Origin of the sequence: Kineosporia corallincola (genome assembly GCF_018499875.1) — a bacterium.
GTDB lineage: Bacteria > Actinomycetota > Actinomycetes > Actinomycetales > Kineosporiaceae > Kineosporia > Kineosporia corallincola.
The window spans coordinates 324,380-347,727 of the sequence record NZ_JAHBAY010000006.1; the positions used below are offsets into that span (position 1 = coordinate 324,380).

The following is a 23,348-nucleotide window of genomic DNA, read 5'->3' on the forward strand; positions in this document are numbered from 1 at the left end:
CGCGACCGTCGGGGATCAGGGTCCGATCGGGTCACCCACGGCGTCCAGGTCGTCCCCGGGATATTCGCCGTCGTACTCATCGGCATACTCGCCGTCGAAGACCTCAATGGTGGACGACGAGGGGGCCGGGACCAGCGCGCCGCCGATCGCGGCCAGATCCACCCGGGAGAGCATGCGCGGCTCGTCCGACGTCCCGATCGCCGTCACCCGGATCGCCCGCCGCCGGGCCAGCGCCTCGGGCAGGGTGGGCGGTTCGCCGGGTTCCGCACCGGCAGGTGGGTCGGGCACCGCCGGGTCCTCCCACACCGAGTGCTCGATGGCCCGCAGCGCGTGCACCGCCAGGCCCACCACCTGGGCGTCCTCGGCCCGGCCGGCGGCGTGCCCGCGGTCCGGCCCGGCGGTGACCACCAGCACGTAGATCAGGCCGTCGTGCTGCTGCGGTGCGATCAGGGCGGAGAGCCGGAACAACGGAACCACGGTGTCGCGGTGGGTGAACAGGCCGAGCACGTCCTGATCGCCGTCCTGCAAGATGGAGTAGCTCTCCGGGAACGGCAGGATCTCCAGCACCTGCTCCAGCGGCACCGCGAAGTCCTTCTCGCCGGGGGCCAGCGAGAAGGTCAGGTAGGTGCCGCCGGCCCGGGCCGTGCCCTCGCTCTCCCCGTCCGGCCCCCGCGACCAGTCCGACGAGCGCTGCGCGGGCACCTGGCCGGATTCGCCACCGGGCTGCCGGGAGTTCATCCGGCTCAGGGCGTTCAGGTCGTCGTGCCGCAGAATCTGGCTGACGGCCAGGGAGAGGAAGTCGCCCCGGCCGGGCACCCGCATCACACCGTCCAGGTACTGGCATCCGGGCACCTGCACCGCGGGCAGGTCGAACCGCTCCGCGGCCGAGGCCGGGATCAGCTCGAGCACCTCGGACAGCAGCATCACCACCAGGCCCTCCTGGAAGCGGACGGCCACCCCCTCGGTGTCGTCGCCGGACAGCTCGCCGAGTCCGGCCAGCTCCAGCGGGTCGAACACCGGGATCTCGGTGCCGTTGTAGTCGGTGACGCCCCGGCAGGCCCCGTGCGCCAGCGGCGAGCTGCGCACCTGCACCCGGGGGACGATGGTGTGCACCGCGTCGATGCTCACGGCGAGCCGGTGGTTGGCGCAACGCACCAGCAGCATCGATCCGGAAAGGTCTGCCGCGTCCACTGTCTCGGCGTCCGGGCCGTGCGAGGCACCGCCGCTGAACGCTCCCTCCCCGGTGCCCCGGCCGTCGAGCATCACCGGGATGCCCGGCATCGAGAACACCGCTTCCACGTCGAGCACACTGACGATGACGCCGTCGCCGGGCGCGGGGAAGGTGTGTGACACCGGCAGTCGCTGCTGACCGGCGAGCGCGTTCGCCGTCCCCAGTTCCTGGAGGGCGGGCGGTGCGGTGACGCCGTGCACCCCGTCGACCACCAGGCCGGCCAGCCGGCCCTCGTGCAGCACCACCACGATCACCCGGCTGCCGCCCCCGGCCGGCCCGGCCGCCCCGTTCATGGCCAGCAGGTCGAGCACCGGGATCACCTGGCCGCGCAGGTTGAGCGCGCCGAGCAGGCCCGGGGCGCTCACCGGCAGCGTCGCCAGGTCGGCGGGGCACGGCGTGACCTCGCGCACCGCCGTCAGCGGCAGCGCGATGCAGGCCTCACCGATCGCGAAAAGGCCGTAGGTCGCCGCGGTCTCGTGATCGGCGGTGATGGTTGCCGGGCTGGCCGAGCCGCTCATCCGGGCGGCCTCAGACGGCCCGGTCCGGTGCCGATCCCAGCAGCTCCGTGATCAGTGAGGACACCTCGGCCGAGGCCTCCACCTGGGTGCGGGTGGCCTGCACGATCAGGTCGATCGAGCTGCTCGTGTGACCGACGCTGGAGACGATGTCCTCGAACGACTCACCGGCCTTGCGCGACACCTCCGCGCCCTCGTTCACCTGACGCGTGGACTCCTGCACCAGCTTCGAGATCTCCCGCGCCGCGTCCGCCGAACGCTCCGCCAGCTTCCGCACCTCACCCGCCACCACCGAGAACCCCAGACCGTGCTCCCCCGCCCGCGCCGCCTCGATCGAGGCATTGAACGCCAGCAGATTCGTCTGATCCGCGATATCACTCATCACCTGAACGATCTCGCCGATCTGCACGGAACTGCGCTGGATCAGCGAGATCGCCTCGGTGGACTCGCGCAGCGCGGCCGAGCCGGTCTGGGCGTCGTCCTGGGTGGAACCGGCCCACCGGCTGGCCTCCGAGGTGCTCATCGAGATCGCCTCGATCGACTCGGCCAGCCGCTGCACCACCCCGTTCATCGCCTCGGTCTTGGACTTCAGCCGGCTCTCCAGCTGCACCTGCTGGGTGATGTCGGAGGCGTACTTGATCACCTTCATCGGCCGCCCGGCCAGGTCCAGGATCGGGTTGTAACTGGCCTGGATCCACACGTCGCGGCCGAACTTGCCCACCCGGTGGAAGCTTCCGGAGCGGAACTCCCCGTGCTGGAGGCGTAACCAGAAGTCCCGGTACTCCTCGGAGGTGACGTAGTCGGGCGTGCAGAAGATGCTGTGGTGCTGCCCGACGATCTCGCGCAGCGTGTACCCCATCGTCCGCAGGAAGTTGTCGTTGGCGTCGATGATCTTCCCCTCGAGGTCGAACTCGATCACCGCCTGCGCCCGGTCCAGTGCGGCCACCCGGCCGGCGTACTCGGCGTTGCGCAGCTTGTCTGCCGTCACGTCGGAGGCGAACTTCACCACCTTGAACGGCTTGCCCTCGGCGTTCAGGATCGGGTTGTAGGTGGCCCGGATCCACACCTCCTGGCCGCTCTTCGTCACCCGGCGGTACTCCCCGGCGTCGAACTCGCCGCGCGACAGCTTGTCCCAGAACACCTGGTAAGCCGGGCTCGCCGCCTCCTGCGGCTCGACGAAGATCCGGTGGTGCCGCCCGACGACCTCCTCCAGCCGGTACCCCATCAGCCCGAGGAAGGCGTCGTTGGCCGCGAGCACATGGCCCTGGAGGTCGAACTCGATCACCGCCTGGGACCGGTCGATCGCCTGGATCTTCCCCTCGAAGTCCGCGTTGCGCACCTTGCTCTCGGTGATGTCGGTGGCGAACTTGACCACCTTCCAGGGCTTTCCGTCCAGGTCGAGGATCGGGTTGTAAATCGCCTGGAGCCACACGTCACGTTCGTTGCGGGCCAGCCGGTGGAACTCACCGGAGATGAACTCGCCCTCCCGCAGACGGCGCCAGAACCGCTGGTACTCCTCGGAGGCGGCCTCGACCGGGGCCACGAACATGCGGTGGTGCTTGCCCACCACCTCCTCCCGGTCGTACCCCATGGTCTGGAGGAAGTTCTCGTTGACGCTCTGGATCACACCGTTCAGGTCGAACTCGATCACCGCCTGGGACCGGTCGATCGCCGCCACCTTGCCCTCGAAGTCCGCGTTGCGGCGCTTGGACTGGGTCACGTCGACCGCGTACTTCACCACCTTCCAGGGCTTTCCGTCGATGTCGAGGATCGGGTTGTAGACCGCCTGGAGCCACACATCGCGCCGGTCCTTGCCGACCCGGTGGAACTCGCCGGAGATGAACTCGCCCTCGCCGAGCCGCTGCCAGAACTGCCGGTACGCCCCCGAGCGGGCCTCGTCCGGCGGCACGAACATCTTGTGGTGCTGCCCGACCACCTCCTCCCGGAGGTAGCCCATGGTCTCCAGAAAGTTCTCGTTCACGTCGAGAACCGTTCCGCCCAGGTCGAACTCGATCGATGCCTGGGACCGGTCGATCGCTGCGATCTTGCCCTGCGCGTCGGCGGCGGCCCGCTTGGCCTCGGTGATGTCGAGGGCGTACTCGACCGCCCGGATCACCTCGCCGTGCATGTTGCGCACCGGCGTCCAGGTGGAGCGGATCCACAGGTCGCGCCGGCCCTGCCAGACCCGGCGGAACTCGCCCGTCGGGTTCTCGCCCGCGCGCAGCTCGGCCCACATCTGCTCGTACTCCGGCGAGGCGGCCACCTCTTCGGGCACCAGCGTGGCGTGGTTGCGGCCGACCAGTTCGCCCGGGGCGCAACCGATCAGCTCGGCGAACCGGTCGTTGACCGAGAGCACCGTGCCGTCCATCGCGTAGTCCGCCCGGGCCTGCCCCCGTCCGTACGCCTCGACCTGGCTGCGTAGCTGGGCCAGTTCCTCTTCGACGCCACCGTCAGACACCCGCCGACCTCCCCCGCTCGGTGACCTTGCCCGGACGATCGACGGAGCGCAACCACCGCTTGAGCGACGACGCCGAACAATCAGCCGTCCGGGTGACGCCCGTGACGGAAAGCGGCTGTCAGGCCGTGCTGCTGTCAGGCCGTGCTCAGGCAGCCGGCCCGGGGTTCAGCCACAGGCTGGGCCGGGCCACCAGGCGGTCGATCACGGTGTGGGCCGCGCCGGTCAGGGCGGCGTAGTCACCCGCCCGGGCGCGGTCCACCCGCACCGGGGCCCAGTCGCTGAACACCACCAGCTCGGCCAGCGCGGCCCCGACCGGTCCGGCCAGCTGGTCGAAGAGGGCGGAGAAGGTGCCGCCCAGCACCACCTGGTCGACGTCGGAGATGTGGGCGACAGCCGCCAGCGCGATGCCCAGGGCCCGGCCGGCCGCCGCCACCGCGTCGAGGGCCCGCCGCGATCCGGCCGTGACCGCGGCCGCCAACTCGGCCGCACCGGCACCGGCCGGGAGCCCGGCCGCGTGCAACAGGGCTCGCTGCCCGGCCACGTCTTCGAGCCGGATCAGCGAACCGCCGGACGAGCCCACCACCACGTGGCCGATCTCGCCGGCCCAGCCGTGCCGCCCGGCGCTGAGCTCACCGCCGAGGACTCGCGCGCCGCCGATCCCGATCTCACCGGAAACGTAGAAGAAGCTGGGTTTTTCGTCGTCCGTGATTCTGGCCCGGATCTCCGCCCGGGCCGCCAGGTCGGCCTCGTTGGCCACCGTGAACCCGGCCGGCCCATCGACCAGACCGGGCGGCAGCAGCGCCACCGCGTCCAGATCCCGCCAGCCCAGGTTGGGCGCCGTGCGCAGCACGCCGGAGGAGTCGAGCAGGCCGGGCAGGGCCAGCGTGGCCCCGGCCACCCGCGCACCCGATGCCTGCGCGGCGTCCCGCACCCGGGCCGCCACGCCGGACAGCCGGCCCGCCACCTCGGCCGGCTCGGAACCACGCAGGTCGCCGTGCACCACCTGCTCGGCGATCACCGCGCCGGTCAGGTCGAGCGCCCGCACCCCGAGGTAGTCGACGTTCACCTCCAGGCCGAGCCCGGCGACGGCCTGGCCCACCGGCACGAGGGGAACGGCGGGACGGCCGCGGGGAAGCGCCACCGGGGCCAGCTCCCGCACCAGGCCGGCCTCCACCAGCCGGTCGACGAGATTGGTCACCGCGGCGCGCGACAGCCCGGTGAGGGCGGCCACCTGGGCCCGGGACACCGGCTCGGCGGCCTCCAGCACGGCGGAGAGGGCCAGCGACAGGTTGTGCTCACGCATCCAGTCCTGCCTGACCGGCGCGACGGGAGGAGGCATGTCTTGACCCTACCCGCAGCCGCGGATAAATTCACGGCGTAGATTAAATGCCGCTGCAACGCCGACGGAGTGATACGCGATGACGCGAACCCCTACCCCTGAAGACCGATTCTCGTTCGGGCTCTGGACCATTGGCTGGCGGGCCCAGGACCAGTTCGGCAGCGCCAGCCGCCCGTGGCTCGACCCGGTCGAGTCGGTGACCAGGCTGGCCGAGCTGGGCGCCGCCCACGTCACCTTCCACGACGACGACGTGGTGCCGTTCGGCAGCAGCGCCGCCGACCGGGACAAGATCCTGGAGCGTTTCAAGGGCGCGCTGGCCGACACCGGCATCACCGTCGAGATGGTCACCACCGACACCTTCAGCCACCCGATCTTCAAGGACGGCGCGTTCACCTCGAACGACCGCCGCGTGCGGCGTTTCGGCCTGCGCAAGATCATCCGTAACGTCGACCTGGCCGCCGAGCTGGGCGCCACCACGTTCGTGATGTGGGGCGGGCGCGAGGGCGCGGAGTACGACAGCGCCAAGGACCTCAAGGCCGCGCACGACCGCTACCGCGAGGGCATCGACACGGTGGCCGGCTACATCAAGGAGAAGGGGTACGACCTGCGGATCGCGATCGAGCCCAAGCCGAACGAGCCGCGCGGCGACATCCTGCTGCCCACCGTCGGCCACGCCCTGGGCTTCATCGCCGAGCTGGAGCACGGCGACATCGTCGGGCTGAACCCGGAGGTCGGCCACGAGCAGATGGCCGGGCTGAACTACACCACCGGCATCGCCCAGGCGCTGTGGGCCGGCAAGCTGTTCCACATCGACCTGAACGGCCAGCGCACCATCAAGTTCGACCAGGACCTGGTGTTCGGCCACGGCGACCTGTTCTCCGCGTTCGCCACGGTCGACCTGCTGGAGAACGGTTTTCCGGGCGGCGGGCCGACCTACGACGGCCCGCGGCACTTCGACTACAAGCCCTCGCGCACCGAGGACAAGCAGGGCGTGTGGGACTCCGCCGCCGCCAACATGTCCAGCTACCTGCTGCTGGCCGAGCGGGCCCGGGCGTTCCGCGCCGACCCGGAGGTGCAGGAGGCGCTGGAATACTCTGGCGTGCTGGAACTCTCGCAGCCGACGCTGGCCGAGGGCGAGACGCTCGCCGACCTGCTGGCCGACAAGAGCGCCTTCGAGGAACTGGACGTGGACGCGGTGGCCGAGCGCGGTTTCGGCTTCGTGCGCCTCAACCAGCTGGCGATGGAGCACGCCGTCGGCGGGCGTTCCTAGCCGGACCGCCCTAGTCGTCCGACCGGCGCGGCGGTGCGGTCTCGAAGGTCTCGAGGAACTGGCTGCCCTCGTCACTGATGCGGCGGGCGTTGCGGGCGTCGCGCCGGTACAGGCCGATCACGGCCCCGACCGCGGCGACGGTCACGAGCAGGCAAGCGACGAACAGAACCACCTGGCACCTCCTCCGCACGGCCCCGAGTGAACGAGCCCCCAGGCTAGGCACAGGGTTTGGCGGAAAGCAGGTGCTGTTGGGTCGGACGGGTCGACCTTTCACCCCGCCCCGGTAACCCGTTCGGCACACAGCGATGCGGCCGCACCCCCGTTCGGGGGGTGCGGCCGCATCCGGGTGAACTACTCCTGAGAAGCTTCCGCCACCAGCTCCTTGTAGGTGCCGGCCGCGTTCGGAACCTGCACCGGCTCGAAGATCGCCCCGGCGTAGTAGCTGGCGTCTTCGTTGAAGTACGCCTCGTAGGCCAGGTCCGAGCCGAGACTCTTGAAGAACTCGACCATCTTGCTGATGTAGAGCGCGTTGTCGCCGCCGTTGTGGCCGGCCTGCGCCGTGCCCGGGTAGCAGCCCCACTCCGGCACGGTCACCTTCTTACCGTGCTGCCGGGCGAAGTCGGCCCAGAACTTCAGCCCGAAGTCACCGTTGAGGTGCTCGTCCCAGGTCTGGTCGTTGTTCGCCCCGGGCCACATGTCGTACGAGTCGATACCCACGTAGTCGACGTAGTCGTCACCCGGGTAGGCCTGGGTGGCGTCGGCGAGACCCGCACTGACACCGCGGTTCACGGTCCAGTCCCACTTCAGGTCGGGAGCCACCGCGCGCACCGTGGTGACGATCTGCCGGAAGCACTCGGCGTACTCGGTGGGGTTGCTGGCGCTCCACTTGTACCAGTTGCCGTTGAACTCCCAGCCCAGCCGGATGATCGAGTCACCCATGCCGTTGGACACGAAGTTCTGGCCGAACTGCGTCCACTTGTCGTTGTACTGCCCGGCCGCACAGCCCGCCATGGTGGCGCTGCTGTCGCCCTCCGGAACCGGCGCCACACCCAGGGCCTTCAGGTAGGGCGTGTCTTTCCAGGCGTCGAAGATCCAGGTGGGATTGACGATGTCGTCCCAGGTCTGGCGCGCCGGCCAGTCCACGACGACATCGACCGGGGCACCCCGCCAGGCGGCGAACGCCTCGGCGTTGGCCGCGCTGCTGCCCGGCATGTAGAGGCCGCTGGCCCCCCAGGGCAGGCCGGAACGGTTCGACGTGGAGCAGGGCGTGAGCTTGCCGGACGCCGTGGTCGTGCTGCTCGTCAGCTCCGGGATGTCGCTCGCCGTCATGGTTTCCGTGGGCGTGGCGGTCTCGCCGACGGTGGCCGACGCGGTGGCGGTGGCGGTGCCCGTGGCCGTGCCCGTGCTGGTGCCGGTGCTGGTGACGCACGGGGTGGCGGTGCCGCCCGAGGTCGGGGTCCCGGTGGCCGTGCCCGTCGTCGTGCCCGTCGCGCCGCTCGTGCCGGTGGGCTCGGTCGTGCCGGTGGGCTCACCGGTCGCGGTCGGCTCCTGGGTCGAGGTCGTGGTGTTCGTGGTGCTGTCGACGGCGCCCGGCTCAGTGGTCGCGGTGCCCGTCGGAACGTTCGGATCGGTGGTGACCGTCGCTGTGGACGTGGGGGTTTCGGTGCCGGCCCCGGTCGGGACGCCCGGCGTGGCGTGCCCGGCGTTCCAGTCCGGGCCCACCTCTTCCTGGAAGCGACCGGGGTAGGGCCCGGTGCCGTGCTGGTGCTCGCGCTTCCACTTCTTGTTGCGGGGCATGTTCGAGAAGTCGGAGATGTATGCGGCGCCGTCCTTACTCGTCCAGGAGACGGCGTTCCCGACCTCGGTCTTGCCCGGCTTCGGATCCTGGCCGGCGATGGCCGGCACCGTACCGATCGCGGCCACGACCACCACCAGGGCGGTCGCCCCAACGACCCGTTTCTTGGTCAGCACGCCTTGCCACTCCCCTGTCGTATGGCTTGTGTTTGCCGTCCACGCCGAGTCGGCGCAGGTAACAGGGTGCAGTCGGTCGTTTGTGTGAATCTTAATGACACGTCAAGTTCAAACAGTTTCACCACTTAGTGTCATGTTTCGTGACGGACAGGAAGAGTCTGCTGTTCAGAGCGGGTTTCGTGGGTGGTCATCAGCCGGTCACTACGCCCCTTTTGTTCCCATGCCTCAGGGGGGCATCCGTGCAGGACAGCACGGATATTCGCAGGTCATCGGCCTGTTTTTACGACCACACAGCGTGGCGGACAGCGTGGGTACGACGAGCGCCGAGATCGAAGCCGACATCAAATAGTGCAAACCTGACGTCGTCCACCATTGCGGTGGGTTCACACCGCCGCGCCGGACCGCGAGGGCTGTGTTAGACCTGCCCCATGCCTGGTGATCCGAATGACGAAGTGCTGCCCGCCCGCGCCGACCAGGTACCCGCCCACGCCGCCCTGCGCATCCCGCTGGAGCAGACCGGCGAGGACGCGGGCAGCGAGAGCACCCTCACCGTCGCCATCGCCTTCGTCGCGAATTTCCTCATCGCCATTGCCAAGTCGGTGGCCGCGGTGCTCACCGGATCGGCCTCGCTGGTGGCCGAGGCGGCGCACTCCTGGGCCGACACCGGCAACGAGATCTTCCTGGTGATCGCCAACCGGCGCTCCCGCCGGGCGCCCGACGCCACGCACCCGCACGGCTTCGGCCGCGAGGCCTACGTCTGGTCGATGTTCGCCGCCCTGGGGCTGTTCATCGCCGGCGCCGCGGTCTCGGTGACCCACGGCGTGCAGGAGCTGATCAACGGCGAGGAGGCCGGCGACTTCGTCATCGGCTACGTGGTGCTGGCGGTCTCGTTCCTGCTGGAGGGCGCGTCGTTCCTGCAATCGCTGCGGCAGGCCCGGCCGGAGGCGGCATCGATGCAGCGCGACGTGTTCGAGCACGTGCTGGAGACCTCCGACCCGACGTTACGCGCGGTGTTCTTCGAGGACTCGGCCGCGCTGATCGGCATCCTGCTGGCCGGCGCCGGTCTGGCGCTGCACCAGATCACCGGCTCCCCGGTGCCCGACGCGATCGGCTCGATCCTGGTCGGCCTGGTGCTCGGCGTGGTGGCGATCGTGCTGATCCAGCGCAACCGCAGCTTCCTGATCGGCCAGGAGGCCGACCCGCGGGTGCGCTCCGAGGTGATCCGCGCCCTGCTGGAACTGCCCGAGGTCAACCGCATCACCTACCTGCGGATCGAGATCATCGGGCCGAAGATGGTCACCATCGTCGGCGACGTGGACCTCAGCGGCGACGACGCCGAGTCGCACGTGGCGGTGCGGCTGCGCGCCCTGGAAGCCCGGATCAGTGCCTCCCCGGCCGTGGTCGGCGCGGTGCTCAGCCTCTCCTCCCCCGACGAGAAGTCCCTCGTGCCGTAAGCGCGCGGATCGGCGGCCTCCTCTGGATCTCCTCAGTTCGGGTGGCGGCCGCCGCAGCCCGGGGTTACTACTTATTCACTTAGAACAGCATTCTGATAACCCCGGTCACGGGCGAGGGGGCGCCACGGACGACGGCGTCGTGCCATGCCCAGGCCACGGCTGGAAGGTGCCTGCGATGGCCCTGACCTCACGCCCGGGCGGGGACGGAGTGGGCTCACGCCTGCTCGCCCGCCGCTCCCTCGACAGTCTCGTCGCCGAACCCGCCGACGGCGAGGCCCAACTGAAACGAGCGGTCGGAGCCACCCAGCTGACTGCCCTGGGCATCGGTGGCACCATCGGCACCGGCATCTTCGTGGTGATCGGCGAGGGCACCTCGCTGGCCGGGCCGGCGGTCGTGCTCTCGTTCGTGCTGGCCGCGGTGGCCTGCATGTTCTCCGCCCTGTCGTACGCCGAGCTGGCCTCCAGCATCCCGGTCTCGGGCAGCGCCTACACCTACTCCTACGCCACGCTCGGCGAGCTGGTGGCCTGGATCATCGGCTGGGACCTGATTCTGGAGTACGGCGTCTCGGTGGCCGGCATCGCGGTCGGCTGGGGCGGCAATCTGAATGCCTTCCTCGACAACGCCTTCGGCTGGGAACTGCCCGACGCGATCGCGAAATCCCCCGAGGACGGGGGCATCTTCAACCTGCCCGCGGTGTTCATCGTGCTCGCGATCACCCTGGTGCTGGTGCTCGGCGTGCGCGAGAGCGCCCGGGTCAACCTGGTGATGGTCGGCATCAAGCTGGCCATCCTGGTCTTCTTCATCATCATCGCGTTCGCCAACTTCAGCAGCGGCAACCTCACCCCGTTCGCCCCGGAGGGCAGGGACGGCGTGGTCAGCGCGGCGGCGGTGATCTTCTTCGCGTTCATCGGGTTCGACGCGATCAGCACCGGCAGCGAGGAGGCGCGTAACCCCAAGAAAGACCTGCCCATCGCCATTCTCGCCTCGCTGGCCATCTGCACGATCTTCTACGTGCTGGTCTCGCTCGGCGCGGTCGGCCTGGCCAGCACCGAGCAGCTGTCCGGCAGCGACGCCCCGCTGGCCGCGGCCCTCGACGAGGGTGCGGGCATCACCTGGGCCGCGGCACTGCTGTCGTTCGGCGCCCTGGTCGCCATCACCAGCGTCTGCCTGGTGATCCTGTTCGGCCAGACCCGGATCTTCTACGCGATGTGCCGGGACGGCCTGCTGCCGCCCCGCCTGGCCCGGATCAGCCCGCGGTTCGGCACCCCGGCCCGGCTCACCGTCATCCTCGGGTTCCTGGTCGCCCTGCTGGCCGCCCTGGTGCCGCTGAGCGAGATCGTCAAGCTGGTCAACATCGGCACGCTGTTCGCGTTCATCCTGGTCAACGCCGGGGTGATCGTGCTGAAGTACGCCCGGCCGGACTTCCCCCGCTCGTACCGGGTGCCGCTCAACCCGCTGCTGCCGCTGATCGGCATCGCCTTCGCGATCTACCTGATGGCCGATCTGCCGGGCGAGACCTGGCTGCGCTTCCTGATCTGGCTGGTGTTCGGCCTGGTGATCTACGGCGCCTACGGTTACCGCAACTCCCGGTTGCGCCGTGAGCCGGAGAACGTGGCCTGACCGACAAAAAATGGTGGACGGCGAGAGCTTTCGAAAGCTCCCCGCCGTCCACCATTTCGGGCCTAGAAAACGATCACGCCCCGGACGTTCTTGCCCGCGTGCATGTCTTCGTAGGCCTGAGCCACCTGGTCGAGCGAGTACTCCCGGGTGATCAGCTCCGCCAGCTTCAGGTCGCCGGAACGGTACAGCCGCAGCAGTTTCGGGATGTCGTGGCGCGGATTCGACTCGCCGAACAGCGAGCCCTGGAGCCGTTTCTGCATGAGCGTCAGGTCGCCGAGGGCGATCGGGGCACCCACCGAGGTGATGTCGCCGAGCGCGGTGACCACCACCGTGCCGGCCTTCCGGATCGAGGCCAGCGCCTGGGCCACGTGATCCCCGGTGAGCAGGCCGACGGTGACGATCGTCGAGTCGGCGCCCTGCCCGTTGGTCAGCGAGCGGGCGAGGTCGGCGGCCTCCTCGATGCTCCCGAGCGCGTGCGTGGCGCCGAGGGTGCGTGCCGCCTCCTGCTTGAACTGCACCGGGTCGACGGCGATCACCGTGCGGGCACCGGCGAACCTGGCTCCCTGCACGGCATTCGCGCCGATACCACCCACCCCCATGACGATCACCACGTCGCCGGTGCGCACGTTCGCCGACCGGGTGGCCGACCCCCAGCCGGTCGGCACGCCACAGCTGACCAGGGCGGCCAGCTTGAGCGGGATGTCCCGGTCGATCTTCACCACGGAGTCCACCGAGGCGGTGGTCAGCTCGGCGAACGTGGAGACGCCGCACTGCTGACCCACCGGCTTGCCGTTCTCGGACATCCGGAAGCTCGACGGGTCGTCCGCCCGGGCACCGGTGAGCAGCGAGGCGCCCAGGTCGCAGAGGTTGCTCATGCCGCGGGCGCAGAACTCGCACCGGCCACAGGCCGGCAGGAACGAGAACACGACGTGGTCGCCGACCTCGAAGCCGCCGGTGTGCGGACCCACGGCGGTGATCACCCCGGCGCCCTCGTGTCCGCCCGCGTACGGATGCACCGCCACCGGCACGTCACCCGTGGCCACATGGTCGTCGGAGTGGCACAGGCCGGCGGCGGCGAGCTTGACGGTGACCTCGTCCCGCCGCGGCTCGTCGAGCTCGACCGTGGCCGTCTCGAAGGTTCCCGGGGAGCTGCGGACCAGGGAGACACGCGTGGTGATGGACATCGTCGGGTCCTTTCGTCGGCGACCTCGGTGTCCGGCCAGCTTCCCCGGTACCCCCGGGTATGGCTCGCCCCCGCGCGCGCCGGTCTCCTCTCGAAACACTGTTCCGGAAGGGCTTTCGGGGGTTTTCGCCCGGATCCGCCCACCCGGCGCCCGGATCCGGGACGGTCGTGAGATTCTGGGCCGGTGACCAGTGCCGCGCCGCCCGGGCCCGCCTCCCCCCGCCGTCGCGGACGGCCCGGGTACGACCAGGCCACGGTGCTGCGCACCGCTGTGGACCTGTTCAACCGCAGGGGTTACGACGCCACCAGCATGGGCGACCTGGCCCGGGAGCTGGGCCTCACCAAGGCCGCCATCTACCACCACGTCGACGGCAAGGAGCAGCTGCTGTCGGCCGCCGTGGACGCCGCTCTCGACGAGCTCACCGCCGTGGTCACCGAGGCTGCACTACCGGTTCCCGGGGTGAGTGCGCACCAGCGGCTGCGCACCGCGGTGCGGCGCAGCGTCGAGGTGCTGATCGCGCACCGGCCCAGTGTGACGCTGCTGCTGCGGGTGCGGGGCAACAGCGAGGTGGAACTGGCCGCCCTGCACCGTCGCCGCCGGCTCGACGAGCAACTCGCCGAGCTGGTGCGAGAGGCCGTGCAGGAGGGGTCGTTGCGAGCCGACCTGCCGCCCGGCCTGGTCAGCCGGCTGCTCTTCGGCATGGTCAACTCGCTGACCGAGTGGTACGACCCGGAGGGCCCCGACGACCCGGCCACCGTCGCCGACGCCCTCACCAGCCTGGCCTTCGACGGGCTCAGCCGGCCGGGCGCGTGATCGGCCACGCGTAGAATCCCCGCCCGCTCTTGCGCCCCAGATGCCCCTGGGTCACCAGATCCCGCAGCAGGAGCGGGGGTTCGAAGCGCGGGCCGAGCTCGTGGGCCAGGTGCTCGGCGATCGCCAGCCGCACGTCCAGCCCGACGATGTCGGTGGTGCGCAGCGGCCCGGCCGGATGCCGGTAGCCGAGAGTCATGGCGGTGTCGATGTCCTCGGCCGTGCCCACACCCTGTTCCAGCATGCGGATCGCCTCCAGGGCCAGCGCCACCCCGAGCCGGCTGCTGGCGAATCCCGGCGAGTCGGTCACCGTGATCGCCGTCCTGCCCAGTGCCGCAACCCATTCCCGGGCCCGGGCGGCCAGGCCGGCGCCGGTGCTGTCGGCCACCACGATCTCGACCAGGGCGCTCACCGGCACCGGGTTGAAGAAGTGCAGCCCGACCAGGCGCTCCGGCCGGGCCAGCGCAGCGGCCAGCACACCGACCGGCAGGCTGCTGGTGTTCGTGGCGAGAACCGCTCCCGGAGCGTGCTTCTCGGCCGTCAGCAGCACCTGGGTCTTGAGCTCCAGCCGCTCCGGCACGGCCTCCACCACCAGCCCGCTGCCGGCCAGGGCGGCCGGGTCGGTGGTGACGAGCAGCCGGCCCAGCGCCTCCTCCACCCCCGGCACGCCGCGCTCGGCCGCCTTCGCCAGACTCCTGTGAACCCTGGCGCGGGCGCCGTGCACCTGTTGCACGTCGCTCTCCACCACGGTCACCCGCGCGCCGGCCAGCAGGAAGACGTGCGCGATGCCGGCGCCCATCCGTCCCCCGCCGTAGACCCCGACGCGCTCCGGAACCCCGCTCACGACCGCCCCGCCCGGCGTTCCAGGAAAGCCGTCATCCGGGCCTGTTTCTCCTCGGTCTCGAACAGCACGGCCTGGGCCACGTCGTCGATCACCGGGTGCGCGCCGCGCGGCGCGTGCATCACGGTCTTGGTCAGGCGCACCGCCAGCGGCGCCTGCGCGGCGATCCGGTCGGCCCAGCGGTGCCCGGCAGGTTCCAGCTCCGCGGGCTCCACCACCTCGTTCAGCAGCCGGGCCGCACGTGCCTCGTCGGCCCCGAGAACCCTTCCGGCCAGCAGGATCTCCTTGGCCAGCGGCTCACCCACCAGTTCGCGCAGCCGCCACGACGCCCCGGCCGCGGCCAGGATGCCCAGGCCGGTCTCCGGGTTGCCGATCCGGGCGGCCGGGGTGCCGATCCGGAAGTCGCAGGCGTAGGCCAGTTCCGCGCCCCCACCCAGGGCATGGCCGTCGACCAGGCCGATCGTCGGCATCGGCAGACGGTGCACCCGGTCGAACACGCTCGAGTTGATGCCCAGCAGCGCGGCGTCCCGACGGCGCTCCCGCAGCTCGGCGATGTCGGCGCCGGCCGCGAAGGTGCCGCCCTCGCCGATGATCAGCACGATCCGCGGGGCCGCCTCCACCTCGGCGCAGGCCGCGTGCAGGGCGGAAACCAGTTCGCGGTCGACGGCGTTGCGCCGCTCCGGCCGGTTCAGGCGCCAGACCACCCGGTCCGCGCTCTCCTGCACGATCAGCGGCGCCCTCATGACCGTTCCACCAGCAGCGCGCTGCCCTGTCCGACCCCGACGCACATCGTGGCCAGCCCCCGGCGGGCGCCGATGCGGCCCATCCGGCCCAGCAGCGTGACCAGGATCCGGGCGCCACTCGCACCGAGCGGGTGACCGAGCGCGATCGCCCCGCCGCTGCTGTTCACCGTGTCCGGGTCCAGCCCGAGATCCCCGATGCAGGCCAGACTCTGCGCCGCGAATGCCTCGTTCAGCTCCACCGCGTCCAGGTCGTCCACGCCCCAGCCCACCCGCTCCAGCGCCTTGTGGGTGGCCGGGACCGGGCCGATGCCCATGATCCGCGGCGGCACCCCGGCGCTGGCCGAGGCGACCAGGCGGGCCAGCGGGATCAGCCCGTGCCGTCGCAGTACCTGCTCGCTCACCACCACCACGGCCGCCGCACCGTCGTTCAGCGAACTCGAGTTGCCCGCCGTGATCACCCCGTCCGGGCCGGTGACCGGCCGCAGCCGGGCCAGCCGCTGCGCGCTCGTGTCGGCGCGCGGCCCCTCGTCCACCTCCACCACACCGTCATCCACCGGCACCCCGACGATCTCCCCGGCGAACAGCCCGTCCTTGATCGCCGCCAGAGCCCGTTCGTGCGACCGCAACGCGAAGGCGTCCAGTTCGTCCCGGTCCAGATGCCATTCCCGGGCCACGTTCTCGGCGGTCTGCGGCATGCCCACCGTGGTCGCGGCGTCGAATCGGGGGTTGGTGAAACGCCATCCGATCGACGTATCGAACACCCGGCCCGGTCTGCCGAACGCCCTGGCCGGTTTCTCCATCACCCACGGTGCGCGGGTCATCGACTCCACGCCACCGGCCACCACCACCTCGGCGTCCCCGGCGGCGATCATGGCCCGCGCCGTGGACACCGCGGTGAGACCACTGGCGCACAGCCGGTTCACGGTGAAGCCCGGCACCGACTCCGGAAGGCCGGCCAGCAGCGCGCAGATCCGGGCCACGTTGCGGTTGTCCTCACCGGCCTGGTTGGCCGCGCCGAGAATCACCTCGTCCACGGTGGCCGGATCCACTCCGGAGCGGGCCACGGCCTCCCGCACCACCAGCGCGGCCAGGTCGTCGGGCCGCACCCCGGACAGCGCACCGGCGTGCCGGCCGATCGGGGTGCGCACACCCGCGACGACGAAGGCTTCGGTCATCGGAACCACCCTTGCTGGAATCAGGCGTCGTAGTCGACGGTCACGGACCCGGACAGCGGATAGGTCTGGCAGGTGAGCACGAAACCGGCTGCCACCTCAGCGGGTTCCAGGGCGTAGTTGCGGCGCATGTCCACCTCGCCACCGCGGACCCTGGCCCGGCAGGTGCCGCACACGCCACCCCGGCAGGCGAACGGCATTCCGGCGCGGCCGGTCTGGGCGCCGTCCAGGATCGTGGTCTCCCGCGAAACGGTGGCGGTGGTGGCGAGACCGTCCAGCACGGTGGTGAGTTCGGTGGTGGGTTCTGTGGTGGCGTCCAGCACGCCCGCTGCACCGGACCGCCGGAGCGGTGGCGGTGGCGGGGCGTCCACGTGGAACAGTTCCGCGTGGATCCTGCCGTCGGGCACCCCGAGTTCGGCGAGCACCGCCCGGGCGTCTTCGACGAGCCGGAGCGGCCCGCACAGCCAGACCTGGTCGAAGGTCTCGACCGGCACCAGCGCGGTCAGCAGCCGGCGCACCCGGCCGGCGTCCAGGCGGCCGGAGAACAGCTCCACCTCGCGGGGCTCGCGGGAGAGCACGTGCACCAGCTGGAATCTCGGCCCGTAACGGTTCTTCAGGTCGCCCAGCTCCTCGGCGAACATCACCGAATGGCTGCTGCGGTTGCCGTAGAGCACCGACACCTGAGACTTCTCGTTCTCCAGCACGGTGGAGGCGACCGAGAGAACCGGCGTGATGCCGGATCCGGCGGCGATGCACAGGTGCCGCTCGCCGCCCCGCGGATCGGCACGCCACGCACCGGCGGGCGCCGACACCTCGATCTCGTCGCCGGGCCGCACCTGCCGCACCAGCCAGGTGGAGAACAGCCCGTCCGGGATCTCACGCACACCGATCCGCGGCGGCCGGCCCACCGGGGCGCAGATCGAGTACGAGCGGCGGTGTTCCACCCCGTCGACCACACGCCGCAGGGTGAGCGACTGACCGGCCCGGAAGGCGTACACCCGGCGCAGACCCGGCGGCACGTCGAAGGTGATGGCGGTGGCGTCGTCGCACAGCCGGTCGACGGCGCGCACCCGCAGCCGGTGAAATCCCGCACGGGTGCTCTCCGGAACCAGGAGCGTCATCAGATCTCTTTCACGTGCTCAAAGGGTTCGAGGCAGTCGTCGCAGCGGTAGAGTGCGGTGCAGGCGGTGGCGCCGAACTCCGCGGTGAGCGCGGTGTTCCGCGATCCGCACCGGGGGCAGGTGAGGTGGCGGCGGGTGGGACCCAGGGTCAGAACCGGAGCCCGACGCACCGCCCCGGGTGCCGACAGCCCGTGCGCGGCCAGCGCCCGGCGGCCCCGCGCACTGATCCAGTCGCTCGACCACGGCGGATCCAGCACCACGCGCACCTCGACCCGGGCGAAACCGGCGTCGTTCAGCCGGTGCACGAGGTCGTCACGCATGGTGGCCATCGCCGGGCAACCGAGATAGGTCGGGGTGATCCGGGCCACGACCGTCTCGGGTTCACCCGCTCGCTCGGCTTCCAGGGAGCCTTCCAGATCTACGGACCGCAGCACGCCGAGGTCTTCCAGCGTGAGCATGGGCATCTCCGGATCGGTGACGCCGGCGGCCACCTCGCGCGCCAGGGCCAGCCGAACCGCACGCGAGACCACGCCTCCGTCCAAGCCCCCGTCCCGGGCCCAGCCCGGGTTCACCATCGCCCCTTCGGATGGGCCCGGGCCACCACCTGCATCTCGGCCAGCAGCCGGCCGAGATCCTCGGTGTGCATCCCGTCCCGGCCACCGGGCCCCCGAATCCCCTTTCCCACAGGGTGTTCCACCCCGGCTGCCACGAACACCTGGTTCAGCACGGCGTCCGCCGCCTCCGCGCAGGACGACCGGTCCACCGCCACACCCGGCAGCGCCACCTCGACCGGGTGCGAGGCGACCAGCTCGGGCTGGTGCAGCCACAGCTCACCGAGCGCGGCCAGCAGCCGGCGACGTGAGGTGTCCGTGCCGCGGGCCAGCACCACGAACCACCGGCCGGCCCAGTCACGGTGGTACGAAATCTCTTTCACCCCGCGGGCGGCCACCGCCGCCAGCACCTGGTCGCGGCTGCCGCGCAATCGGTCGAGCAGTTCCAGCCGGGCCACCGAGAACAGCAGCAATCGCACCACCACGTGGGCGAAGTCGCCGTTCGCCACCTCGGCCAGCCGCACGTTGCGGAACTCGTGGGCCTCGCGGAAGAACGCCAGAGCGTCTTCCGGCGGCACCGGCGAACCGGCCGGCAGCCGCGGCACCAGCTCCGGCGCGGCCGCCGCCGCCCGGGCCAGCAGCAGCCGGGCCTGGCCGAGCAGGTCCAGCGCCAGGTTGGCCAGGGCCACGTCGTCCTCCATCTCGGGTGCCCGGCTGCACCACTCGGCCAGACGCTGCGACAGGATCAGCGCGTCGTCCGCGAGTCCCAGGCAGTAGAGCGCCAGTTCGCCGGCGTCCACGCCGTCCGGCACCGTCGTGTCCACCCCGGCCAGCGGGTCCTCGAAGTCGGTGCCGAAGGCCCACTGCGACGAGTCCGCGCCCAGACCCTGCACGTCGTCCATACCCGGGCTCCTCACAGGTGCGGGACGCCGTCCGGGACGGCGTAGAAGGTCGGGTGCCGATACACCTTGTCGCCGCTCGGGGCGAACAGGCTGTCCTTCTCGTCCGGGCTGGACGCGGTGATCGCGTCGGCGCGCACCACCCACAGGCTCACGCCCTCGTTGCGGCGGGTGTACACGTCGCGGGCGTTGCGCAGGGCCATCGTGTCGTCGGCGGCGTGCAGTGATCCCACATGCACGTGGTTCAGACCGCGCTTGCCGCGCACGAACACCTCGTACAGCGGCCACTCCCGGCGGTCAGTCATGCTCCGGCCCCTCGTGCGCGGCGAAGGCCGACGCGGCCTCCCGCACCCACGCGCCCTCCTGATGAGCCCGGCGTCGATGAGCGAGACGCTGGGCATTGCAGGGGCCTTCGCCGCGGATCACCGCGGAGAGCTCGTCCCAGTCCGGCTCCCCGAAGTCGTGGTGACCGCGTCCCTCGTTCCACCGCAGTTCCGGGTCGGGCAGCGTCACCCCGAGAACGGCGGCCTGCGGCACGGTCATGTCGACGAACCTCTGCCGCAGCTCGTCGTTCGAGGTACGTTTGATGCCCCAGGCCATCGACCGCTCGCTGTTCGGCGAGGAGACGTCGGGCGGGCCGAACATCATCAGACTCGGCCACCAGAACCGGTTCACCGACTCCTGCACCATCTCCCGCTGCTCCGGGGTGCCCGCCATCATCGTGGTCAGCAGCTCGTAGCCCTGCCGCTGGTGGAACGACTCCTCCTTGCAGATGCGGATCATCGCCCGGCCGTAGGGCCCGTAGGAGGTGCGGCACAGCGGCACCTGGTTGCAGATGGCCGCACCGTCGACCAGCCAGCCGATCGTGCCCACGTCGGCGTAGCTGAGCGTGGGGTAGTTGAAGACGGACGAGTACTTCTGCCGGCCGGTGAGCAGGTGGCGCACCAGCTCGTCGCGGGACACCCCGAGGGTCTCGGCCGCGGAGTACAGATACAGCCCGTGCCCGGCCTCGTCCTGCACCTTGGCCAGCAGAATCGCCTTGCGGCGCAGTGAGGGGGCCCGGCCGATCCAGTTGCCCTCCGGCTGCATGCCGATGATCTCGGAGTGCGCGTGCTGGGCGATCTGGCGCACCAGCGTGCTGCGGTAGGCCTCGGGCATCCAGTCGCGCGGTTCGATCCGGTCGTGCCGCGCGATCACCGCGTCGAAGTGATCCCGCAGACCGTCCTGCGCCGACGTCGTCGTCATCCTCGCCTCCGCCCGCGATCATTTACTTACCGATCGGTCTGTATTAACGTGACACGAGTCGGGCCGGAGCGCAATCCCTGGGATGTCGAGAGGAACCGACGTGACCACACTGCTGGAGAGCTACGTCGCCGGGCGCTGGTTCAGGTCGGCGGACGACGGGGAGCCCCTGCTCGACGCGGCCACCGGCGACGAGGTCGCCCGCATCTCCGCCCGAGGCCTCGACTACGCCGCGCTGGTGCACCACGCACGCACGGTCGGTGGCCCGGCGGTGCGGGCTCTCACCTTTCACCAGCGGGCCAAGCTGCTCAAGGCGCTGGCGCTGCACCTGGGCGAGCACAAGCCGGAGCTCTACGACCTGAGCCTGCGCACCGGCGCCACCACCCGCGACACCTGGGTCGACGTGGACGGCGGCATCGGCACCCTGTTCAGCTACGCGAGCAAGGGCGTGCGCGAGCTGCCGAACGACACCATCGCGTTCGACGGAGCGCTCGAACCTCTCGGCCGGCAGGGAACTTTCGTCGGTCAGCACGTGTACACCTCGCGACCGGGCGTCACCGTGCAGATCAACGCCTTCAACTTCCCGGTCTGGGGCATGCTGGAGAAGCTCGCGCCGGCCTTCCTGGCCGGGCTGCCCTCGATCGTGAAACCGGCCGGCCAGACGGCCTATCTCACCGAGCGGGCGGTGCGCGTCATCATCGACTCGGGCATCCTGCCACCGGGCGCGCTCCAGCTCGTCTCCGGCGGAGCGGGCAGCCTGCTCGACGAGCTGGGCGTGCACGACTCGGTCGCGTTCACCGGATCCGCCCACACCGCGGGCATTCTGCGCCGTCATCCGAACGTTCTCGACGGCGGCGTGCACCTGGGCGTCGAGGCGGACTCGCTGAACTGCTCGGTGCTCGGTCCCGACGTGCACCCCGAAGATCCGGAGTTCGACCTGTTCGTCAAGGGTGTGGTCACCGAGATGACGGTCAAGGCCGGGCAGAAGTGCACGGCCGTCCGACGGGTGATCGTGCCGGAGGCGTTGGCCGGCCGGGTCACCGAGGCCCTGGCCGCCCGCCTGGCCCGGATCCGGGTCGGCGACCCACGCGACCCGGACGTCCGGATGGGCGCCCTGGCCAGTCTCGCCCAGCGCGACGAGGTGCGAAAGGCCGTGGAGGCGCTGCGTTCCGGGGCGGACCTGGTGTTCGGTGACCCGGCCGGGTCACCGGCGGACGTGGACGCGCGGCGCGGCGCCTTCCTCTCCCCGATCCTGTTGCGCGCCCACCCGGGTGCCGGGCAGCCCCACGACGTGGAACCCTTCGGCCCGGTCAGCACCGTCATGTCCTACGAAACCCTGGACCAGGCCGTCACTCTCGCCGCCCGGGGCCGGGGCAGCCTGGTCGGCTCGGTGATCACCCACGACCCGGCCGTGGCCCGCCACCTGGTGCTCAGCCTGGCGCCCTGGCACGGCCGCATCCTGGTGCTGGACCGGGACGACGCCGGGGAGTCCACCGGGCACGGCTCCCCGCTGCCGACGCTGGTACACGGCGGACCGGGCCGGGCCGGCGGGGGCGAGGAACTCGGCGGAATCCGCGGCGTGCTCGGCCACATGCAGCGCACCGCCGTTCAGGCATCTCCCCACCTACTCACCGCTGTCACCGGCCGATGGACCACCGGCGCCCGGCGCGACGTGCCCCCGCAGCACCCCTTCCGCCTGTCGCTGACCGAGCTGGAGATCGGTCACACCGTCGAAACCGCCTCGCGCACGGTCACCCTCGACGACATCGCGCACTTCGCCGATTTCACCGGCGACCGGTTCTACGCCCACACCGACGAGGCCTCCGCCACCCGCAACCCGTTGTTCGGCGGCATCGTGGCACACGGCTACCTGGTGGTGTCGCTGGCCGCGGGGCTGTTCGTCGACCCGGCACCCGGGCCGGTGCTGGCCAACTTCGGGGTGGACGGCCTGCGGTTCCTCTCCCCGGTGAGGCCCGGTGACAGCATCTCGGTGCTGCTGACCGTCAAGCAGGTCACGCCGCGGATCAACGCCGACTACGGCGAGGTGCGCTGGGACGCGCTCGTGCGCAACCAGAACGGCGACGCGGTGGCCACCTACGACGTGCTCACCCTGGTGGCGAAAAGCCGATGATCCGGCTGGAGCAGGACGGCGCGGTCGCCGTCATCACCCTGGACCGCCCCCGGCGCCGCAACGCGCTCGACGCCACCACGAAGACAGCGCTGCGCGCGGCGCTCGAAAAGGTCTCGGCGGCAACCAGTGTTCGGGCGGTGCTGCTGACCGGCGCCGGCGGGTCGTTCTGCGGCGGGCAGGACCTGGCCGAGCACGCCGAGACGCTGAGGCCCGGCACGGCCGAAACACACACCTTGGCAGCCGCTCGGGCCTTCGCCACGGTGGAGGCCGACTACGCCCCGATCGTCACCGCCCTGCTGACCATGCCCAAGCCGGTGGTCGCGGCGGTCGAGGGCACCTGCGTGGGTGCCGGGCTGGCCCTGGCGCTGGCCTGCGACCTGCGGGTGTTCGCCGACGACGCGGTGCTGGCCACGGCCTTCACCGCGATCGGACTGACCTGCGACACCGGGCTCTCCCTGACCCTCACCCGCTCGGTCGGCGAAACCCGGGCGAAAGAGCTTATCCTGCTGGGCGAATCGTTCACCCCGGCCCAGGCGGTCGGCTGGGGCATGGCCGGCCGGGTGGTGAAGGCCGCCGAAACCTTGCACACAGCAACCCAGCTCGCCCAGCGCATGGCCCAGGGCCCGACCCTGGCCTACGCCGAGTCCAAGCGGCTGATCGGCAGCTCCGCCCTGGCCACGATCCTTCACGACGAGGCGCTGGCACAGACCCGGCTCGGCGCCACCGCCGACCACCGGCAGGCGGTGGAGGCGTTCCTGGCTCGTCGTCGTCCCCTGTTTGAGGGTCACTGAAATC

The 23,348-nt window shown here is 70.9% G+C and carries 20 protein-coding genes; 6 read left to right on the top strand and 14 right to left on the bottom strand.

What is annotated here, in order from left to right; translation table 11 throughout:
* Positions 1 to 15: 15 nt before the first annotated feature.
* From KIH74_RS16685 to KIH74_RS16695, 3 genes are all read right to left on the bottom strand, one after another.
* Complete coding sequence (locus KIH74_RS16685) at positions 16 to 1,749, bottom strand: chemotaxis protein CheW (RefSeq protein ID WP_214156867.1); 1,734 nt, start codon at positions 1,747 to 1,749, stop codon at positions 16 to 18.
* 10 nt (positions 1,750 to 1,759) lie between these two features.
* Complete coding sequence (locus KIH74_RS16690) at positions 1,760 to 4,204, bottom strand: PAS domain-containing methyl-accepting chemotaxis protein (protein ID WP_214156868.1); 2,445 nt, start codon at positions 4,202 to 4,204, stop codon at positions 1,760 to 1,762.
* Between the two features lie 145 nt (positions 4,205 to 4,349).
* Positions 4,350 to 5,543 (bottom strand): ROK family protein, encoded by a 1,194-nt coding sequence (locus KIH74_RS16695; RefSeq protein WP_214156869.1) that lies wholly within the window; start codon positions 5,541 to 5,543, stop codon positions 4,350 to 4,352.
* 79 nt (positions 5,544 to 5,622) lie between these two features.
* Here KIH74_RS16695 and xylA point away from each other — a divergent pair, with 79 nt between their 5' ends.
* Positions 5,623 to 6,813: a xylose isomerase gene (gene xylA / locus KIH74_RS16700; RefSeq protein ID WP_214156870.1), complete on the top strand. Its 1,191-nt coding sequence runs from the start codon at positions 5,623 to 5,625 to the stop codon at positions 6,811 to 6,813.
* A gap of 10 nt (positions 6,814 to 6,823) precedes the next feature.
* Here the strand turns inward: xylA and KIH74_RS16705 are convergent, their stop codons facing one another.
* On the bottom strand, positions 6,824 to 6,985 hold the full coding sequence (locus tag KIH74_RS16705; protein WP_214156871.1) for a hypothetical protein: 162 nt from the start codon (positions 6,983 to 6,985) through the stop codon (positions 6,824 to 6,826).
* 179 nt (positions 6,986 to 7,164) lie between these two features.
* On the bottom strand, positions 7,165 to 8,784 hold the full coding sequence (locus KIH74_RS16710) for a glycoside hydrolase family 26 protein (protein ID WP_214156872.1): 1,620 nt from the start codon (positions 8,782 to 8,784) through the stop codon (positions 7,165 to 7,167).
* A 428-nt stretch (positions 8,785 to 9,212) separates the two neighbouring features.
* Here KIH74_RS16710 and KIH74_RS16715 point away from each other — a divergent pair, with 428 nt between their 5' ends.
* Entirely contained in the window at positions 9,213 to 10,238 is a 1,026-nt protein-coding gene (locus KIH74_RS16715) for a cation diffusion facilitator family transporter (RefSeq protein WP_214156873.1), read from the top strand.
* A gap of 175 nt (positions 10,239 to 10,413) precedes the next feature.
* Positions 10,414 to 11,859, top strand: coding sequence for an amino acid permease (locus KIH74_RS16720; RefSeq protein WP_214156874.1), 1,446 nt, complete (start codon positions 10,414 to 10,416; stop codon positions 11,857 to 11,859).
* Between the two features lie 62 nt (positions 11,860 to 11,921).
* On the opposite strand, the gene KIH74_RS16725 is transcribed toward KIH74_RS16720, so the two are convergent.
* Positions 11,922 to 13,043, bottom strand: coding sequence for an NDMA-dependent alcohol dehydrogenase (locus KIH74_RS16725; RefSeq protein WP_214156875.1), 1,122 nt, complete (start codon positions 13,041 to 13,043; stop codon positions 11,922 to 11,924).
* Positions 13,044 to 13,226: 183 nt separating this feature from the next.
* On the opposite strand from KIH74_RS16725, the gene KIH74_RS16730 reads away from it, so the two are divergent.
* A complete protein-coding gene (locus tag KIH74_RS16730; protein WP_214156876.1) occupies positions 13,227 to 13,856 on the top strand; it encodes a TetR/AcrR family transcriptional regulator in 630 nt (209 codons plus the stop codon).
* On the opposite strand, the gene KIH74_RS38660 is transcribed toward KIH74_RS16730, so the two are convergent.
* The 8 genes from KIH74_RS38660 to paaA are packed head-to-tail and all read right to left on the bottom strand — an operon-like array spanning position 13,837 to position 20,425.
* Positions 13,837 to 14,697: a 3-hydroxyacyl-CoA dehydrogenase family protein gene (locus KIH74_RS38660; protein ID WP_214156877.1), complete on the bottom strand. Its 861-nt coding sequence runs from the start codon at positions 14,695 to 14,697 to the stop codon at positions 13,837 to 13,839. The two genes, KIH74_RS16730 and KIH74_RS38660, sit on opposite strands and share 20 nt — an antisense overlap.
* Positions 14,694 to 15,437 (bottom strand): enoyl-CoA hydratase/isomerase family protein, encoded by a 744-nt coding sequence (locus KIH74_RS16740; protein ID WP_214156878.1) that lies wholly within the window; start codon positions 15,435 to 15,437, stop codon positions 14,694 to 14,696. The genes KIH74_RS38660 and KIH74_RS16740 overlap by 4 nt, the downstream gene beginning before the upstream one ends.
* On the bottom strand, positions 15,434 to 16,612 hold the full coding sequence (locus KIH74_RS16745; RefSeq protein WP_214156879.1) for a thiolase family protein: 1,179 nt from the start codon (positions 16,610 to 16,612) through the stop codon (positions 15,434 to 15,436). Before KIH74_RS16745 ends, KIH74_RS16740 begins: the two co-directional genes overlap by 4 nt.
* A 20-nt stretch (positions 16,613 to 16,632) precedes the next feature.
* Positions 16,633 to 17,730, bottom strand: coding sequence for a 1,2-phenylacetyl-CoA epoxidase subunit PaaE (gene paaE, locus KIH74_RS16750; protein WP_214156880.1), 1,098 nt, complete (start codon positions 17,728 to 17,730; stop codon positions 16,633 to 16,635).
* Positions 17,730 to 18,260, bottom strand: a complete 531-nt coding sequence (paaD, locus tag KIH74_RS16755; protein WP_214156881.1) for a 1,2-phenylacetyl-CoA epoxidase subunit PaaD — start codon at positions 18,258 to 18,260, stop codon at positions 17,730 to 17,732. Before paaD ends, paaE begins: the two co-directional genes overlap by 1 nt.
* Before the next feature lie 38 nt (positions 18,261 to 18,298).
* Positions 18,299 to 19,183, bottom strand: a complete 885-nt coding sequence (gene paaC / locus KIH74_RS16760) for a 1,2-phenylacetyl-CoA epoxidase subunit PaaC (protein ID WP_214156882.1) — start codon at positions 19,181 to 19,183, stop codon at positions 18,299 to 18,301.
* Positions 19,184 to 19,194: 11 nt separating this feature from the next.
* The gene (gene paaB / locus KIH74_RS16765; protein ID WP_214156883.1) at positions 19,195 to 19,485 is read right to left on the bottom strand and encodes a 1,2-phenylacetyl-CoA epoxidase subunit PaaB; all 291 of its coding nucleotides are present in this window, start codon (positions 19,483 to 19,485) and stop codon (positions 19,195 to 19,197) included.
* On the bottom strand, positions 19,478 to 20,425 hold the full coding sequence (paaA, locus tag KIH74_RS16770) for a 1,2-phenylacetyl-CoA epoxidase subunit PaaA (RefSeq protein ID WP_214156884.1): 948 nt from the start codon (positions 20,423 to 20,425) through the stop codon (positions 19,478 to 19,480). The genes paaB and paaA overlap by 8 nt, the downstream gene beginning before the upstream one ends.
* 100 nt (positions 20,426 to 20,525) lie before the next feature.
* Between paaA and paaZ the strand changes: the two genes are divergently transcribed.
* Together paaZ and KIH74_RS16780 are read left to right on the top strand one after the other, a co-directional pair.
* Positions 20,526 to 22,553, top strand: a complete 2,028-nt coding sequence (paaZ, locus tag KIH74_RS16775; RefSeq protein WP_214156885.1) for a phenylacetic acid degradation bifunctional protein PaaZ — start codon at positions 20,526 to 20,528, stop codon at positions 22,551 to 22,553.
* On the top strand, positions 22,550 to 23,344 hold the full coding sequence (locus KIH74_RS16780; protein ID WP_214156886.1) for an enoyl-CoA hydratase/isomerase family protein: 795 nt from the start codon (positions 22,550 to 22,552) through the stop codon (positions 23,342 to 23,344). Before paaZ ends, KIH74_RS16780 begins: the two co-directional genes overlap by 4 nt.
* Positions 23,345 to 23,348 lie beyond the last annotated feature (4 nt).

Excerpts from the sequence above, each read along its gene's own strand:
- KIH74_RS16745 (WP_214156879.1), bottom strand. The coding sequence starts at position 16,612 with ATGACCGAAGCCTTCGTCGTCGCGGGTGTGCGCACCCCGATCGGCCGG.
- KIH74_RS16740 (WP_214156878.1), bottom strand. The coding sequence starts at position 15,437 with ATGAGGGCGCCGCTGATCGTGCAGGAGAGCGCGGACCGGGTGGTCTGG.
- KIH74_RS16695 (WP_214156869.1), bottom strand. The coding sequence starts at position 5,543 with ATGCCTCCTCCCGTCGCGCCGGTCAGGCAGGACTGGATGCGTGAGCAC.
- paaE (WP_214156880.1), bottom strand. The coding sequence starts at position 17,730 with ATGACGCTCCTGGTTCCGGAGAGCACCCGTGCGGGATTTCACCGGCTG.
- KIH74_RS16685 (WP_214156867.1), bottom strand. The coding sequence starts at position 1,749 with ATGAGCGGCTCGGCCAGCCCGGCAACCATCACCGCCGATCACGAGACC.
- KIH74_RS16780 (WP_214156886.1), top strand. The coding sequence starts at position 22,550 with ATGATCCGGCTGGAGCAGGACGGCGCGGTCGCCGTCATCACCCTGGAC.
- KIH74_RS16725 (WP_214156875.1), bottom strand. The coding sequence starts at position 13,043 with ATGTCCATCACCACGCGTGTCTCCCTGGTCCGCAGCTCCCCGGGAACC.
- xylA (WP_214156870.1), top strand. The coding sequence starts at position 5,623 with ATGACGCGAACCCCTACCCCTGAAGACCGATTCTCGTTCGGGCTCTGG.
- paaA (WP_214156884.1), bottom strand. The coding sequence starts at position 20,425 with ATGACGACGACGTCGGCGCAGGACGGTCTGCGGGATCACTTCGACGCG.
- paaB (WP_214156883.1), bottom strand. The coding sequence starts at position 19,485 with ATGACTGACCGCCGGGAGTGGCCGCTGTACGAGGTGTTCGTGCGCGGC.
- KIH74_RS16715 (WP_214156873.1), top strand. The coding sequence starts at position 9,213 with ATGCCTGGTGATCCGAATGACGAAGTGCTGCCCGCCCGCGCCGACCAG.
- KIH74_RS16720 (WP_214156874.1), top strand. The coding sequence starts at position 10,414 with ATGGCCCTGACCTCACGCCCGGGCGGGGACGGAGTGGGCTCACGCCTG.
- paaC (WP_214156882.1), bottom strand. The coding sequence starts at position 19,183 with ATGGACGACGTGCAGGGTCTGGGCGCGGACTCGTCGCAGTGGGCCTTC.